Source organism: Streptomyces roseolilacinus (assembly GCF_014649335.1).
Lineage (GTDB): Bacteria > Actinomycetota > Actinomycetes > Streptomycetales > Streptomycetaceae > Streptomyces > Streptomyces roseolilacinus.
The window spans coordinates 142,122-157,999 of the sequence record NZ_BMSV01000010.1 but is presented as its reverse complement, the minus strand read 5'-3'; the positions used below and the strand labels follow the sequence as shown (position 1 = coordinate 157,999).

Annotated in this window: 11 protein-coding genes; 5 read left to right on the top strand and 6 right to left on the bottom strand. The window is 71.6% G+C overall.

What is annotated here, in order from left to right; all coding sequences use genetic code 11:
- Window positions 1-101: 101 nt before the first annotated feature.
- Together IE106_RS23375 and IE106_RS23370 are read right to left on the bottom strand one after the other, a co-directional pair.
- The gene (locus tag IE106_RS23375; RefSeq protein WP_189537151.1) at window positions 102-989 is read right to left on the bottom strand and encodes a tRNA (adenine-N1)-methyltransferase; all 888 of its coding nucleotides are present in this window, start codon (window positions 987-989) and stop codon (window positions 102-104) included.
- Between the two features lie 67 nt (window positions 990-1,056).
- A complete protein-coding gene (locus IE106_RS23370) occupies window positions 1,057-2,310 on the bottom strand; it encodes a site-2 protease family protein (protein WP_189537150.1) in 1,254 nt (417 codons plus the stop codon).
- Window positions 2,311-2,419: 109 nt separating this feature from the next.
- Between IE106_RS23370 and IE106_RS23365 the strand changes: the two genes are divergently transcribed.
- Window positions 2,420-3,280, top strand: a complete 861-nt coding sequence (locus tag IE106_RS23365) for a RecB family exonuclease (RefSeq protein WP_189537149.1) — start codon at window positions 2,420-2,422, stop codon at window positions 3,278-3,280.
- Between the two features lie 9 nt (window positions 3,281-3,289).
- A complete protein-coding gene (locus tag IE106_RS23360; protein ID WP_189537148.1) occupies window positions 3,290-3,961 on the top strand; it encodes a response regulator in 672 nt (223 codons plus the stop codon).
- 100 nt (window positions 3,962-4,061) lie between these two features.
- On the opposite strand, the gene IE106_RS23355 is transcribed toward IE106_RS23360, so the two are convergent.
- The 4 genes from IE106_RS23355 to metH all read right to left on the bottom strand — a co-directional run bounded on the left by IE106_RS23355 (window position 4,062) and on the right by metH (window position 12,129).
- The gene (locus IE106_RS23355) at window positions 4,062-5,651 is read right to left on the bottom strand and encodes an ABC transporter substrate-binding protein (protein WP_189537147.1); all 1,590 of its coding nucleotides are present in this window, start codon (window positions 5,649-5,651) and stop codon (window positions 4,062-4,064) included.
- A 38-nt stretch (window positions 5,652-5,689) separates the two neighbouring features.
- On the bottom strand, window positions 5,690-7,291 hold the full coding sequence (locus IE106_RS23350; protein ID WP_189537146.1) for an ABC transporter substrate-binding protein: 1,602 nt from the start codon (window positions 7,289-7,291) through the stop codon (window positions 5,690-5,692).
- A gap of 474 nt (window positions 7,292-7,765) precedes the next feature.
- The gene (locus IE106_RS23345) at window positions 7,766-8,467 is read right to left on the bottom strand and encodes an HAD family hydrolase (protein WP_189537145.1); all 702 of its coding nucleotides are present in this window, start codon (window positions 8,465-8,467) and stop codon (window positions 7,766-7,768) included.
- Window positions 8,468-8,619: 152 nt separating this feature from the next.
- Entirely contained in the window at window positions 8,620-12,129 is a 3,510-nt protein-coding gene (metH, locus tag IE106_RS23340) for a methionine synthase (RefSeq protein ID WP_189537144.1), read from the bottom strand.
- Window positions 12,130-12,368: 239 nt separating this feature from the next.
- Here metH and IE106_RS23335 point away from each other — a divergent pair, with 239 nt between their 5' ends.
- The 3 genes from IE106_RS23335 (at window position 12,369) to glpK (ending at window position 15,877) form a co-directional block, all read left to right on the top strand.
- A complete protein-coding gene (locus tag IE106_RS23335; RefSeq protein WP_189537143.1) occupies window positions 12,369-13,133 on the top strand; it encodes an IclR family transcriptional regulator in 765 nt (254 codons plus the stop codon).
- 406 nt (window positions 13,134-13,539) lie between these two features.
- Window positions 13,540-14,298 carry an MIP/aquaporin family protein gene (locus IE106_RS23330; RefSeq protein ID WP_189537142.1) on the top strand — a complete coding sequence of 253 codons (759 nt, stop codon included), beginning with the start codon at window positions 13,540-13,542 and terminating at the stop codon, window positions 14,296-14,298.
- Window positions 14,299-14,344: 46 nt separating this feature from the next.
- On the top strand, window positions 14,345-15,877 hold the full coding sequence (glpK, locus tag IE106_RS23325; RefSeq protein WP_189537141.1) for a glycerol kinase GlpK: 1,533 nt from the start codon (window positions 14,345-14,347) through the stop codon (window positions 15,875-15,877).
- Window position 15,878: the final 1 nt, after the last annotated feature.

Below are 15,878 nucleotides of genomic sequence, written 5' to 3'. Positions count from 1 at the left end.
CGGGCGCTCGGGTGCCGCCCGGGTGAACGCGGCAGCGCCGCCGTGGAGTTTCCCGTTCGGTGGGGGAACTCCACGGCGGCGCTGCCGCGTTGCGGGTGGTGTCAGCCCTTGTTGGGGCCTTCGTAGTCCTCGCCGTAGGCGCCCTTGGCGGGGCGGCGGCGGCGCATGGGCGGCTCGACGCCGTCCGCGAGGCGGCGGGCGGTGACGAGGAAGCCGGTGTGGCCGATCATGCGGTGGTCCGGACGGACGGCCAGGCCCTCGACGTGCCAGTTGCGGATCATCGACTCCCAGGGCTGCGGCTCGGCGTAGCAGCCGATCTCGCGGATGGACTCGACGGTCCGGGCGAGCTGGGTGGTCGTCGCCACGTAGCAGCAGAGGATGCCGCCGGGGACGAGGGCCTTGGAGACGGCCTCCAGGCACTCCCACGGGGCGAGCATGTCCAGGATGACGCGGTCGACGTCGGTGTCGGTGAGGTTGTCCTGGAGGTCGCCCACGGTGAGCTGCCAGGCGGGGTGGGGGCCGCCGAAGTAGCGCTCCACGTTGGCCTGGGCGATCTCCGCGAAGTCCTGGCGGCGCTCGTAGGAGTGGAGCATGCCGCTGTCGCCGATGGCGCGCAGCAGGAAGCTGCTGAGCGAGCCCGAGCCGACGCCGGCCTCCACGACGCGCGCGCCGGGGAAGATGTCGGCGAAGGCGAGGATCTGGCCCGCGTCCTTCGGGTAGACGACTGCGGCCCCGCGGGGCATGGACAGGACGTAGTCGGGGAGCAGGGGGCGCAGCGCGAGGTAGGCGACGTTTCCCGTGGTACGGACAACACTGCCCTCGGGGGCGCCGATCAGCTCGTCGTGCGGGAAGGAACCCTTGTGGGTGTGGAAGTTCTTCCCGGCCTCGAGCGTGAACGTGTAGTGGCGTCCCTTGGGGTCGGTGAGCTGGACCTGGTCCCCGACCTTGAAGGGCCCGCGACGGCGGGCGGCACCGGTCGGTTCGGACATGTGACCAGGGTACCCGCCGGTGACGGGGGCCCCGACCACGGCACGGGGCCGGCGGGGAGGGGCGGGGCTAGCGGGGGCCGGTGCCCGGGCGGGCCATGGCCTGGACGAAGGCGCGCTCGACGTCGGCGGTGGACAGCACCCCGTACACCTCGCCGGTGTCCTCGACGACGAGGTACTCGGTGGCGGGGGTCTCGCGGAGCCTTTCGAGGAGCGCCTCGCCGGCGAGGTCGGCGGGGATCCTCATGCCGTCGGTGAGGTCCTGGGCGAGGCCGCTGACGGCGACCCAGGGGCGGCGGTGCTGGGGGACGCCGACGATGGCGGCCTCGCGGACGAGGGCGGTGGGCTCGCCCTGGCCGTCGACGACGACGAGGGCGCGGGCACCGGCCTCGTTGGCGCGGCGGAGCGCCTCGGACAGGGGGGTCTCGGACGGGACGGGGACGGCGCGCCGGGTGAGGGCGCGGGCCCGCAGGTCGGGGAGGCGCTCGCGGAGGCGGGCCATGCGGAGGCTGTTGCCGGCGCCGGTCCAGATGATCGCGGCGAGGATGGCGGCGAGGAGCGCGTCCATGACCGTGTCCATGCCGCTGAGGTCGGCGGTGTCGCCGAGGGCGCCGGTCTGGGTGAGCAGGGGCAGGCCGATGAGGACGGCGACGGCGAGGGCGCGGCCGAACCAGGCGGCGGCGACGGTGCCGGTCATGGGGTTGCCGGTGATCTTCCAGACGACGGCGCGGAGCATGCGGCCCCCGTCGAGGGGGAGGCCGGGCAGGAAGTTGAAGGCCGCGACGATCAGGTTGGAGATCATCAGGCCGGCGAGGAGGACGCCGGGGACCGTGCCGGGCTCGACGGCGTGCATGCCGGCGTAGAAGACGCCGGCGAGCACGAGGGAGAGCAGGGGGCCGACGAAGGCGAGGACGAACTCGCGGCCCGGGGTCTCGGACTCCTTCTCGATCTCGGAGACGCCGCCGAAGAACTGGAGCTGGATGCGGCGGACGGGGAGCTCGAAGCGGAGCGCGGCGACGGTGTGGGCCAGCTCGTGGACGAGGACGGAGGCGTAGAACGCGACGGCGAAGAACAGCGAGACCAGGTAGCGGGCGCTGCCCAGCTCGGGCAGGACGCGGTCGAGCTGGCCGCCGAAGACCCAGGTGATGAGGGCGGCGACGAGGAACCAGCTGGGGGCGACGTAGACGGGCACGCCGAGGATCCGGCCCATGAGCAGGCCGCCGCCGGGCTTGTCGGTGCGGCGGCGCCTGCCGGGGCCGGGGGTGCTTCCGGTGGGCTCGGACCGCGGGCGCGTGCTCTCGCCGCTCTCGTCGTCCTGGTTCACGGGTTCCCTTCGGCGTGGGGGGTGTCTTCCACTCGATCATGCAGTGTGCGGTGGTCTGCCGTCGATGGTATGCCGACGGCTGTCGGTGGCGGGTCGTAGGGTCGGGGACATGACTCCGAGCCCGCAGCCGCCCGTGTCGCTCTCGCCGTCCCGTGCCGCCGACTTCATGCAGTGCCCCCTGCTGTACCGGTTCCGGGTGATCGACAAGCTGCCGGAGAAGCCGAGTCCGGCGGCGACGCGGGGCACGCTGGTGCACGCGGTGCTGGAGCGCCTCTTCGACGACCCCGCGGCGGAGCGCACGGCTCCGAAGGCGCGGGCGATGGTCCCCGGGCAGTGGGGCCGGCTGCTGGAGTCGCGTCCGGAGCTGGGGGCGCTGTTCGAGGACGACGCGGACGGGGAGCGGCTGGCCCGCTGGCTGCGGGAGGCCGAGGACCTGGTCGAGCGGTGGTTCACGCTGGAGGACCCGACGCGGCTGGAGCCGGCGGAGCGGGAGCTGTTCGTGGAGACGGAGCTGGAGTCCGGGCTCCGGCTGCGGGGCGTGATCGACCGGGTCGACGTGGCGCCGTCGGGCGAGGTGCGGATCGTCGACTACAAGACGGGCAAGGCGCCGCGCCCGGAGTACGGGGAGGGCGCGCTGTTCCAGATGACGTTCTACGCGCTGGTGGTGTGGCGGCTGAAGGGGGTGCTGCCCCGGCGGCTGCAGCTGGTGTACCTGGGCAGCGGCGACGTGGTGACGTACGACCCGGTGATGGCCGACCTGCGGCGGGTGGAGCGGAAGCTGCTGGCGCTGTGGGAGGCGATCCGGACGGCGACGGAGACGGGTGACTGGCGGCCGCGGCCGACGAAGCTGTGCGGCTGGTGCGACCATCAGGCGTTCTGTCCGGAGTTCGGGGGGACTCCCCCGGTCTACCCGCTGCCGGTGCGGCCGGCCGGTCCGGGGCAGAATGGGCGGGATCCAGCGATCTCTTGAGGAGTGCCCGTGGCCATCCGCGTCCTACTGGTCGACGACCAGCCGCTGCTGCGTACCGGTTTCCGGATGATCCTGGAGGCGGAGCAGGACCTCGCGGTGGTGGGTGAGGCCGGCGACGGCCTGCAGGCACTCGAGCAGGTGCGGGCACTGCAGCCGGACGTGGTGCTGATGGACGTCCGGATGCCGCGGATGGACGGGGTGGAGGCGACGCGGCAGATCACCGGGCCGGGGCGGGACGGGCCGGCGAAGGTGCTGGTGCTGACCACGTTCGACCTGGACGAGTACGTGGTGGAGGCGCTGCGGGCGGGGGCGAGCGGGTTCCTGCTGAAGGACGCCCCGGCGAACGAGCTGGTGCAGGCGATCCGGGTGGTGGCGGCCGGCGAGGCGATGCTGGCGCCGAGCATCACGCGCCGGCTGCTGGACAAGTACGCGGGGCACCTGCCGTCGGGGGACGAGCCGGTCCCGGACGCGCTGAACACCTTGACGGAGCGTGAGGTGGAGGTGCTGAAGCTGGTGGCGCGGGGGCTGTCGAACGCGGAGATCGCGGCGGACCTGTTCGTGTCCGAGACGACGGTGAAGACCCACGTGGGCCACGTGCTGACGAAGCTGGGGCTGCGGGACCGGGTGCAGGCGGCGGTGTACGCGTACGAGAGCGGCCTGGTGCGGCCGGGCGCGCAGTAGCGCCGGCCGGTGGCCCGCCCGCGCGCGGCGGGACGGTGTGACGGTGTGACGGCGGTGCCCCGTGGTGTGTCCACGGGGCACCGCCGTCGGGCGGGGCGGGTCAGCCCTTCTTGATCTCCCAGAACCGGAACACGGTGGACGCGTCGAGGGTCCACTCCAGGCCGGTGATCGTGTTGTAGGCGACGGCGTACTGCTTGGCCTGCCAGAGCGGGAGGAGGGGGACGTCCTCGGCGACGAGGTTCTGGAGCCGGTCGAAGTCGTCCTGGGCGGAGCTGCGGTCGGCGGCCGCCGCGGTGTCCGGGATGATCGCGTCGGTGATCTTGGTGTTCTCGTAGTGGTTGCCGAGGACGTTGTCCTCGCCGAAGAACGGCTGGGTGAAGTTGTCCGGGTCGGGGTAGTCGGGGACCCAGCCCTTGATGTAGACGCCGTACTTGCCGGCCTGGATGTCCTTCTCGTACTGGTCGTACTCGACGGACTTCACCCGGGCGTCGAACAGGCCGCTGTCGTTGAGCTGCTTGGCGATGGCGCCCAGCTGCTCGTCCGTGCCGGGGCCGTAGCGGCTGGGCGTGGAGTAGAGGGTGATCTCGACCTTCCCCTTGATGCCCTCCTCCTGGAGGGCCTTCTTCGCCAGCTCGGGCTGCGGGCGGTCGCCGTAGCGGTCGAAGAAGGCGGTGTTGTGGCCGAGGATGCCGGCGGGGACGATCGAGTACAGCGGGGTCGCCGTGGACTGGTAGACGTCCTGGACGAGGGCCTGGCGGTCGACGAGGTGGGCGATGGCCCTGCGGACGCCGAGCTTGCCGGCGACCGGGTCCTTCATGTTGAAGACCAGGTGCTGGACCTCGGCGCTGGAGCCCTCGATGACCTCGATGCCCTTCTGGCCGGCCGTCGGGGAGCCGTTGAGCTTCTGGATGTCGTCGGAGTCCAGGCCGCGGTAGGCGATGTCGACGTCGCCCTTCGTCAGTCCCTCGGCGAGGGCCTTGCGGTCGCCGTCGTAGAACTTCAGGGTGATGCCGTCGTTCTTGACCTTGGCGGTGCCCCGGTACTCCGGGTTGACGGAGAAGACGGCCTTCTCGTCGGTGAAGGACTCCAGCTTGTACGGGCCGGAGCCGACGGCCAGGCCGTCGGTGCGCAGCCCGTCGGCCGGGTACTCGCGGTGGTCGACGATGGAGCCGGCACCGGAGGCGATCTTGCTGGGGAAGGTGGCGTCGGGCACCTTGAGGGTGAAGACGACCGTCTTGTCGTCGGGGGTCTCGATCTTGTCGATGGTGGACAGGAGCGGGCCGGGCCCGTTCTTGTCGTCGATCTTCAGGGCGCGCTCGAAGGAGAACTTGACGTCCTCGGCGGTGAGCGGGTTGCCGTTGCTGAACTTCAGGCCCTCGCGGAGGGTGCAGCGGTAGACGGTGCTGGCGCCCTTGTCGAACTCGCACCGGTCGGCGGCTTCCGGCTGGGGCGTGGTGGCGCCCTTGGGGAAGCTCAGCAGGGACTGGAAGACGTTGTTGAACAGCAGCCAGGAGCCGGGGTCGTACCCGGTGGCGGGGTCGGTGGCCAGGACCTCGTCGGACATGCCGACGACGATCGTCCCGGAACCGTCACCGGCGCCGGCGTCCTTGTCGGTACCGCAGCCGCTGAGCGTGGCGGCGGCGAGCCCCGCGGCGAGCGGGGCCGTCAGCCACTTGTTGTGTGCCTTCACTGGAACCTTGCCTCTGGATCTCTTCGGTACAGCAGGGGTCAGGCGTTACCTCGGCCGAGCTCCCAGAGCTGGAGGTCCGAGGAGGTGTTGAGGGCCCATTCGACGCCGGTGAGGGTGTCGCGGGAGGCGACGTACTGCTTGCCCTGCCAGAGCGGGAGGACCGGGACCTCGTCGGCGACGATGTCCTGGAGCCGCTGGAACGAGGGGGCCGCGGCGGCCCGGTCGGCCTCCCGGCGGGAGGCGGGGATGAGCCGCTCGCGGGCCTCGTGGTTGACGTAGGGCGTGTTGAGGAAGTTGTCGGCGTCCAGGAACGGCGCGATGTAGTTGTCCGGGTCCGGGAAGTCGGGGAACCAGCCGAGTCCGTAGACGGCGTAGTCGCCGCGCTTCTGGGCGGGCCGGAAGGAGGACCACTCGACGCCCTCGACGGTCGCGTCGAACAGGCCGCTCTCGTTGAGCTGGTCGCGCAGGGCGGCGAACTCCTTGGCGGTCGCGGCGCCGTAGTGGTCGGTGGTGTAGTGCAGGGTCAGCTTGACCGGGGTGGCGACGTGCGCGTCGCGCAGGAGGGCGGCGGCCTTGTCGCGGCTGGGCTCGCCGTACTTGTTGAAGAACGAGTTGCTGTGGGTGACGATCGTCGACGGGATGAGGGAGTACAGCGGCGTCGCGGTGGGCCCGTACACGTTCCGGGCGATGCGGTCGCGGTCGACGAGGGCGGCCATGGCCTGCCGCACGGCCTTGTCCCTGACGGCGGGGGCCTTGGTGTTGAAGGCGAGGTAGCGGATCTCCAGGCCGGGGACCTCGGTGAGCTCGACGCCTTCCTGGGGGTCGGTGTCGAGCTCCTTGATCTGCTCGGGCTCCAGGGTGCGGGTCATCATGTCGATGTCGCCGGCCTTCAGCGCCTCGGCCATGGAGCCGGCGTCGTCGAAGGAGCGCAGCTCGACGCCCTCGTTGCGGATCTTGACGTCGCCCTTGTAGTGGGGGTTGCGGGTGAAGGCGACGCTGACGAGGCGTCCGTCGCGGACCTGGGGCTTCATGGTGTACGGGCCGGAGCCGTCGACCTGGAAGCCCTCGCGGAGCTCGGTGGCGCCGTACTTGTCGCTGCTGACGATGCCGGCGACGGGCGTGGCGAGCTTGTACGGGAAGGTGGCGTCGGGCGTCTTCAGGTGGAAGACGACCTCGCGGTAGCCCTTGGCCTCGATGGTGTCGATGTTGGAGAGGAGTCCGGCGGCGCCGTTGTCGGACTTGATGGCCAGGACGCGCTCGATGGAGTACTTGACGTCGCGGGCCGTGACGGGCCGGCCGTCGGAGAAGACGAGGTCCTCGCGGAGCAGGCAGCGGTAGCTCTCGCTGGCGCTGTCGGTGAACTGGCACTCGGAGGCGGCGTCGGGCACGGGGCGGCCGCCGCCGCGCGGGATGTGCGTCAGGGTCTGGACGGTCTGGCGCAGCACGTTCCAGACGCCGGTGTCGTACGCGTAGGCCGGGTCGAAGGGGGCCGGGGAGTCCTGGGATGCGGCGAACCGGTCGGTGGTCCCGACGACGATGTCGCTGCCTCCGGCGGCCCCGCCCGTCTCGGTGCCGCAGGCGGCGAGGAGGGGGGCCAGCAGTCCGGCGATCGCCGGCAGCGCCAAGGTCTTGCGGTTCATGGGGTGGTGCTCCTGGTCCTGCACGGGGGTGGTGCGTGTGCGGAGCCTCCGCCGCGGGCGCCCGGTGGGGCGCGGCGATCGGATCGGGATACGAACGATCGGCCCCGTGTTCACGGCCGCTTCGTGGCGGCCGCGGCGCGGGGGAAAGTGCGGCGGGGTGCTCGGCGAAAAGATTAGTGGCACCGCCACTAATCCCGGACCGGGGTGGAGTTGAGGGGTCATCAGAAATCGATCTTCGACCGTGACCGTACGGCCCGGTAACACCGGAATGTTTCGTACACGCCCTGATGAATCCGGACACATGGGCATGCCGGAAGCGGCCCGATCCGGGCATGCGTGCGGTTGCGGACGCCCGGCGGGCGCCACTGTGGGTGACCAAGGTCACGTGGGGCGGCTTTCCGTGCCGTGACGGAAAAGGCACGGTCCGACGCCCAGCGTTTTCCCCCATTCGACGGGCCACGCTAAGTGTGCGGCTCAGTCCATTCCCGTGATCAAAGCGCGCAGAAAGCGGAGATCGACTTCTTCGAGGGAGCCGACGACGACCCGGCCTTCGGCGGGCGCGATGGGCGCGAGGGACGGGACGGCGACGACCCGGCAGCCGGCCGCCTCGGCGGCCGCGACCCCGGTGGCCGTGTCCTCGACGACGGCGCACCGGGCCGGGTCGGCGCCGACCCGGCGGGCGGCGAGGAGGTACGGGTCGGGGTGCGGCTTCGTCCGGGTCACCTCGTCGCCGGCGACCGTGAGGGTGAAGTGGTCGGCGCCCAGGGAGCACAGGACGCGGTCGATGATGCGGCGGTGGGAGGCGGAGACCAGCGCCGTGGGCACGGCGTGCTCGGTCAGCTCGGCCAGGAGGCGGGCGGCGCCGGGCATGAGGGGCACGCCGTCGTCGATGCGCTCCTCGAACCGGTCGTTGAGGAGCGTGGTGAGCTCGGGGAGGGTGATGTCGGCGCCGGTGGCCTCGATGAGGTAGCCGGCGCTGCGGGTCATGGGCCCGCCGACGACGATGTCGCGCCAGGACTCGTCCAGCTCGTGCCCCAGCTCCCGGAAGACGGCCGCCTCCACGTCCCACCAGAAGCCCTCGGTGTCGACGAGCGTGCCGTCCATGTCGAGGAACACGGCCTGCAGGGCCGACCCGTCGGACGCTCGGGTCAGGGACGCGGGGACCGTACTGGTCATCCGGCACACACCTCCACGGGACGAGAAGGCCGGCCGCGCTCCCCCTCCGGGAACTCCCGGTGGAGGCACGCGGCCGGCCTGCATGGGACCGACCAGTGTACGACGCTCCGCGCCGGCGCGTACCCCGCGGCGGGCACGGCGCGTCGGACGGGTCAGCGGGCGTTGAAGTACTTCGCCTCCGGGTGGTGGAGGACGATGGCGTCGGTGGACTGCTCGGGGTGGAGCTGGAACTCCTCGGAGAGGTGGACGCCGATCCGTCCGGGCTCCAGCAGGTCCGCGATCTTGGCGCGGTCCTCCAGGTCGGGGCAGGCGCCGTAGCCGAGGGAGAAGCGCGCGCCGCGGTACTTGAGCGCGAACATGTCCTCGACGTCGGCGGGGTCCTCGCCGGCGAAGCCGAGCTCGGCCCGGACGCGGGCGTGCCAGTACTCGGCGAGGGCCTCGGCGAGCTGGACGGACAGGCCGTGCAGCTCCAGGTAGTCGCGGTAGGCGTCGGAGGCGAACAGCTCGGCGGTGGCCTCGCCGATGCGGGAGCCGACGGTGACGACCTGCAGGCCGACGACGTCGGTCTCGCCGGACTCCTCGGGCCGGAAGAAGTCGGCCAGGCAGAGGCGGCGGCCGCGGCGCTGGCGGGGGAAGGTGAAGCGGGTGCGCTCGTTGCCGGCCTCGTCGAGGATGATGAGGTCGTCGCCCTTGGAGACGCAGGGGAAGTAGCCGTAGACGACGGCCGCTTCGAGCAGGTTGCGGGTGTGGAGGCGGTCGAGCCAGCCGCGCAGCCGGGGGCGGCCCTCGGTCTCGACGAGCTCCTCGTACGAGGGCCCCTCGCCGGTCCGGTTCTGCTTGAGGCCCCACTGGCCCTTGAACAGGGCGCCCTCGTCGAGCCAGCCGGCGTACTCCTTGAGCTGGATGCCCTTGATGACCCGGGTGCCCCAGAAGGGCGGCTCGGGTACGGGGTTGTCGGTGGCCACGTCGGAGCGGGCGCCGGCCTCGGGCTCGCGCTCCTCGACGGCGGCGGCGCGGACGCGGCGCTGCCGGAGTTCGGGGAGCGCGGCGCCGGGGACGCCCCGCTTGACCGCGATGAGGGCGTCCATGAGGCGCAGGCCCTCGAAGGCGTCGCGGGCGTAGCGGACTTCGCCCTGGTAGATCTCGTGGAGGTCCTGCTCGACGTAGGCGCGGGTGAGGGCGGCGCCGCCGAGGATGACGGGGTACCGGGCCGCGAGGTCGCGCTGGTTGAGCTCCTCCAGGTTCTCCTTCATGATCACGGTCGACTTGACGAGGAGGCCGGACATGCCGATGACGTCGGCCTTGTGCTCCTCGGCGGCCTCGAGGATCGCGGAGACGGGCTGCTTGATGCCGAGGTTGACGACGTTGTAGCCGTTGTTGGTCAGGATGATGTCGACGAGGTTCTTGCCGATGTCGTGGACGTCGCCGCGGACGGTGGCGAGGACGATGGTGCCCTTGCCCTCGTCGTCCGTCTTCTCCATGTGCGGTTCGAGGTGGGCGACGGCCGTCTTCATGACCTCGGCCGACTGGAGGACGAAGGGCAGCTGCATCCGGCCGGAGCCGAACAGCTCGCCGACGACCTTCATGCCGTCCAGGAGCGTGTCGTTGACGATGTCGAGGGCCTTGCGGGTGCGCAGGGCCTCGTCGAGGTCGGCCTCGAGCCCGTTCTTCTCGCCGTCGATGATGCGGCGCTTGAGGCGCTCCTCCAGCGGGAGGGCGGCGAGCTCCTCCGCCTTGCCGGCCTTGAGGGACTTGGCGGTGGCGCCCTCGAACAGCTCCATCAGCCTCTGGAGCGGGTCGTAGCCCTCGCGGCGGCGGTCGTGGATCAGGTCGAGGGCGGTGGTGACCTGCTCCTCGTCGAAGCGGGCGATGGGGAGGATCTTGGAGGCGTGGACGATCGCGGAGTCGAGGCCGGCCTTGACGCACTCGTCGAGGAAGACGGAGTTGAGCAGGATGCGGGCGGCCGGGTTGAGGCCGAAGGAGATGTTGGACAGGCCGAGGGTGGTCTGCACGGCGGGGTGGCGGCGCTTGAGTTCGCGGATGGCCTCGATGGTGGCGACGCCGTCCCCGCGGGACTCCTCCTGGCCGGTGCAGATGGTGAAGGTGAGGCAGTCGACGAGGATGTCCTCCTCGCGGATGCCCCAGTTGCCGGTGAGGTCGGCGATCAGCCGCTCGGCGACCTCGACTTTCTTCTCGGCGGTGCGGGCCTGGCCCTCCTCGTCGATGGTGAGGGCGATCAGCGCGGCGCCGTGCTCCCGGGCGAGGGCGGTGACCTTGGCGAAGCGGGACTCGGGGCCGTCACCGTCCTCGTAGTTGACGGAGTTGATGACGGCGCGGCCGCCGAGCTTCTCCAGGCCGGCGCGCAGCACCTCGACCTCGGTGGAGTCCAGCACGACGGGCAGGGTGGAGGCGGTGGCGAAGCGGCCGGCGAGCTCCTCCATGTCGGCGACGCCGTCGCGGCCCACGTAGTCGACGCACAGGTCGAGCATGTGGGCGCCCTCGCGGATCTGGTCGCGGGCCATCTCGACGCAGTCGTCCCAGCGGCCTTCGAGCATGGCCTCGCGGAACTTCTTGGAGCCGTTGGCGTTGGTCCTCTCGCCGATCGCGAGGTACGAGGTGTCCTGCCGGAACGGCACGGTCTGGTACAGGGACGCGGCGCCCGGCTCGGGGCGCGGGTCGCGGGGCGCGGGGGCGAGGTCCCGTACGCGCTCCACGACCTGGCGCAGGTGCTCGGGGGTGGTGCCGCAGCAGCCGCCGACGAGCGACAGCCCGTACTCGCGGACGAAGGTCTCCTGGGCGTCGGCGAGCTCGGGGGCGGTGAGCGGGTAGTGGGCGCCGTCCTTGCCGAGGACGGGGAGGCCGGCGTTGGGCATGCAGGACAGGGGGATGCGGGAGTGGCGGGCGAGGTAGCGCAGGTGCTCGCTCATCTCGGCGGGGCCGGTGGCGCAGTTCAGCCCGATCATGTCGATGCCGAGCGGTTCGAGCGCGGTGAGCGCGGCGCCGATCTCGGAGCCCAGGAGCATGGTGCCGGTGGTCTCGACGGTGACGGAGACGATGAGCGGCACGTCGGCGCCGAGGGCCTCCAGGCCGCGGCGGGCGCCGAGGACGGCGGCCTTGGTCTGGAGGAGGTCCTGGGTGGTCTCGACGAGGAGGGCGTCGGCGCCGCCGGTGATCAGGCCCTCGGCGCTGCTCTGGTAGGCGTCGCGCAGGACGGTGTACGGGGCGTGGCCGAGGGTGGGCAGCTTGGTGCCGGGGCCCATGGAGCCGAGGACCCAGCGCTGCCGGCCGTCGGCACCGTACTCGTCGGCGACCTCGCGGGCGATGCGGGCCCCGGCCTCGGAAAGCTCGTGGACGCGGTGGGCGATGTCGTACTCGGCGAGCGCGGAGAAGTTGGCGCCGAAGGTGTTCGTCTCGACGCAGTCGACGCCGACGGCGAAGTAGGCGTCGTGGACCGACCGGACGATGTCGGGCCGGGTGAGGTTGAGGACCTCGTTGCAGCCTTCGAGGTTCTCGAAGTCGTCGAGGGTGGGGTCCTGCGCCTGGAGCATCGTGCCCATGGCCCCGTCGGCGACGACCACCCGCGTGGCGAGTGCGTCGCGGAGGGCGGCTGCTCGGGCGCCGCTGTCGGCGGACGCGGGGGAAGGGGTCGGCAACGAGGCCATGGAGGTGCTCCCTGGGGTGCGACGGCTGTCGGCTTTGCGTCTCCGGCGGGAGGCGCACGCCGTCAGCGTAACCGCCATCCTCCGGGGCGGACACGTCGTCCCACGTGACGGACGGCATGCTTGGCGGGGGCGAAGTCCGGCCACGTGGCCCGTACGGAGTTCCGCAATGTGGCCGGAGGTCGGCAACGACCGATACTGTTCAGCATTGTCGAACCGCAGAGTGAAGGAGCAGGCCGGGGATGGCGAAGAACATCCAGTCGCTTGAGCGGGCGGCGGCGATGCTGCGGTTGCTCGCGGGCGGAGAGCGCCGGCTGGGTCTCTCCGACATCGCGTCGTCGCTCGGCCTGGCGAAGGGCACCGCGCACGGCATCCTGCGCACGCTGCAGGCGGAGGGGTTCGTCGAGCAGGACCCCGCGTCGGGCCGGTACCAGCTGGGGGCGGAGCTGCTGCGGCTCGGCAACAGCTACCTGGACGTGCACGAGCTGCGGGCGCGGGCGCTGGTGTGGACGGACGACCTGGCCAGGTCGAGCGGCGAGAGCGTGCACCTGGGGGTCCTGCACCAGCACGGGGTGCTCGTCATCCACCACGTCTTCCGCCCGGACGACAGCCGCCAGGTCCTGGAGGTCGGCGCGATGCAGCCGCTGCACTCCACGGCGCTGGGGAAGGTGCTCTCGGCGTACGACCCGGTGGCGCACAGCGAGGCCGTGGAGGTGGAGCGCAAGGCGTTCACGCCCCGCACGGTCACGTCGCTGGACGACTTCGAGGAGCTGCTGGACCTGACGCGGGCGCGCGGCTGGGCCGCGGACGTGGAGGAGACCTGGGAGGGCGTCGCGTCGGTGGCGGCGCCCATCCACGACCGGCGGCGGATGCCGGTGGGGGCGGTGGCCATCACCGGGGCCGTCGAGCGGGTCTGCGAGCGGGGCGAGCTGCGCTCCGAGCTGGTGGCCGCCGTACGCGAGTGCGCGCGCGCCGTCTCGCGCGACCTGGGCGCCGGACGCTTCTGACGCCGGGCCCCCGCCCCGCGCTCCCGGGCCCCGCCCGCCCTCGTACCGCCCCGCGTCCCCGTACCGCGCCGTACCGGCGCCCCGGGGCCCGCCGCGCGCCTGCCGGCGCCGCCCTCCCCTCCGCCGCCCCTCGCCCGCGCCCCGCCGGGCCGGGGCGCCCGCGTCCGGGGGCCCGCGCACCGCGGGCACGGTAACGATCGGGTTTCTGGGGTGCGAAGCCTTGACTCGCTGTTAACCCGGGGGCAAAACTGCCGTCCATCGGTCGGCATTGTCGAACACTTACCGGAATCACGCGCTAGAGTGTGACAACGCCAGGAGGCCGGCACCGCCCTCACCCCGAGGGCACGGACCACCGGAGGGACCCGGGGTTCGCCTTTCCCCTGGACGAAGGACAAAGGAGTCGCGGGTGTCCAGCTCCGACATCTTCATCGGCGAGACCATCGGTACCGCCGTACTCATCCTCCTCGGCGGAGGCGTCGTCGCCGCCGTCGTGCTCAAGCGCTCGAAGGCGCAGAACGCCGGCTGGCTGGCCATCACCCTCGGGTGGGGCTTCGCGGTCATGACCGCCGTCTACATGACCGGTTCCCTCTCCGGCGCCCACCTGAACCCGGCGGTGACCTTCGGCATCGCCCTCAAGGACGGGGAGTGGGGCGACGTCCCCTTCTACCTCGCCGGCCAGTTCCTCGGCGCCATGATCGGTGCGGCTCTGGTCTGGGTGGCCTACTACGGCCAGTTCCAGGCCCACCTGACCGACCCGGAGGCCGCCTCGAAGCCCGCCGTCGAGGGCCCCGGCCCGGTGCTCGGCGTCTTCTCCACCGGTCCCGAGATCCGCAACGTCTGGCAGAACCTCGCCACGGAGGCCCTCGGCACCCTCGTGCTCGTCCTGGCCGTGCTCACCCAGGGCCTCAACGAGGACGGCAAGGGCCTGAACGTCCTCGGCGGCCTGATCGTCGCCTTCGTCGTCGTCGGTATCGGCCTGTCCCTCGGCGGCCCGACCGGTTACGCCATCAACCCGGCGCGTGACCTCGGCCCCCGCATCGTGCACGCCCTGCTGCCCCTGCCGAACAAGGGCGGCTCCGACTGGGGGTACGCCTGGATCCCCGTCGTGGGCCCGCTGATCGGTGCCGCGGCGGCCGCGGGTATCTACTCCCTCGCGTTCGCCTGAGCCCAGCCGACCCGATCCGTCCACCGACTTCGAGGAGCACACCCCCATGACCGCCACGACCTCCCACGGCGCCGGCCCCTTCATCGCCGCCATCGACCAGGGCACCACCTCCAGCCGCTGCATCGTCTTCGACCGCGACGGGCGCATCGTCTCCGTCGACCAGAAGGAGCACGAGCAGATCTTCCCGAAGCCCGGCTGGGTCGAGCACGACGCCGCCGAGATCTGGGCGAACGTCCAGGAAGTCGTCGCCGGCGCCATCGAGAAGGCCGGCATCACCGCCGCCGACGTCAAGGCCATCGGCATCACCAACCAGCGCGAGACCACGCTGCTGTGGGACAGGAACACCGGTGAGCCGGTCCACAACGCGATCGTCTGGCAGGACACCCGCACCGACGCCCTGTGCAGGGAGCTCGGCCGGAACGTCGGGCAGGACCGCTTCCGCCGCGAGACCGGCCTCCCGCTGGCCTCCTACTTCGCCGGCCCGAAGGTCCGCTGGCTGCTCGACAACGTCGAGGGCCTGCGCGAGCGCGCCGAGCGCGGCGAGATCCTCTTCGGCACCATGGACTCCTGGGTCATCTGGAACCTGACCGGCGGCACGGACGGCGGCCGGCACGTCACCGACGTCACCAACGCCTCCCGCACCATGCTGATGAACCTCCACACGATGGAGTGGGACGACAAGATCCTGCAGTCCATGGAGGTGCCCGCCGCGGTCCTCCCGGAGATCCGCTCCTCCGCCGAGGTGTACGGGCACGTCAAGGGCGGCGTCCTGGACGGCATCCCCGTCGCCTCCGCGCTCGGCGACCAGCAGGCGGCCCTGTTCGGCCAGACCTGCTTCGCGGAGGGCGAGGCCAAGTCGACGTACGGCACCGGCACCTTCATGCTGATGAACACCGGCGACAAGGTGATCAACTCGTACAGCGGGCTGCTCACGACCGTCGGCTACCGGATCGGCGACGACAAGCCGGTCTACGCCCTGGAGGGCTCCATCGCCGTCACCGGCTCGCTCGTCCAGTGGATGCGCGACCAGATGGGCCTGGTCAGCACCGCGGCCGAGATCGAGACCCTGGCCCTGACCGTCGAGGACAACGGCGGCGCGTACTTCGTGCCGGCCTTCTCCGGGCTGTTCGCCCCGTACTGGCGCTCCGACGCCCGCGGGGTGATCGCCGGCCTGACCCGGTACGTCACCAAGGCGCACATCGCCCGCGCCGTGCTGGAGGCCACCGCGTGGCAGACCCGTGAGATCACCGACGCCATGACCAAGGACTCCGGCGTGGAGCTGTCCGCGCTGAAGGTCGACGGCGGCATGACCTCCAACAACCTGCTGATGCAGACCCTCTCGGACGTCCTGGACGCACCCGTCGTGCGCCCGATGGTCGCCGAGACGACCTGCCTCGGCGCGGCCTACGCCGCCGGCCTGGCCGTCGGCTTCTGGCCGGACACCGACGCGCTGCGGTCCAACTGGCGGCGCGCCGCCGAGTGGACCCCCCGCATGGACGCGGAGACCCGCGACCGCGAGTACAAGAACTGGCTCAAGGCCGTCGAGCGGACCATGGGCTGGATCGAGGACGAGGAGTAAA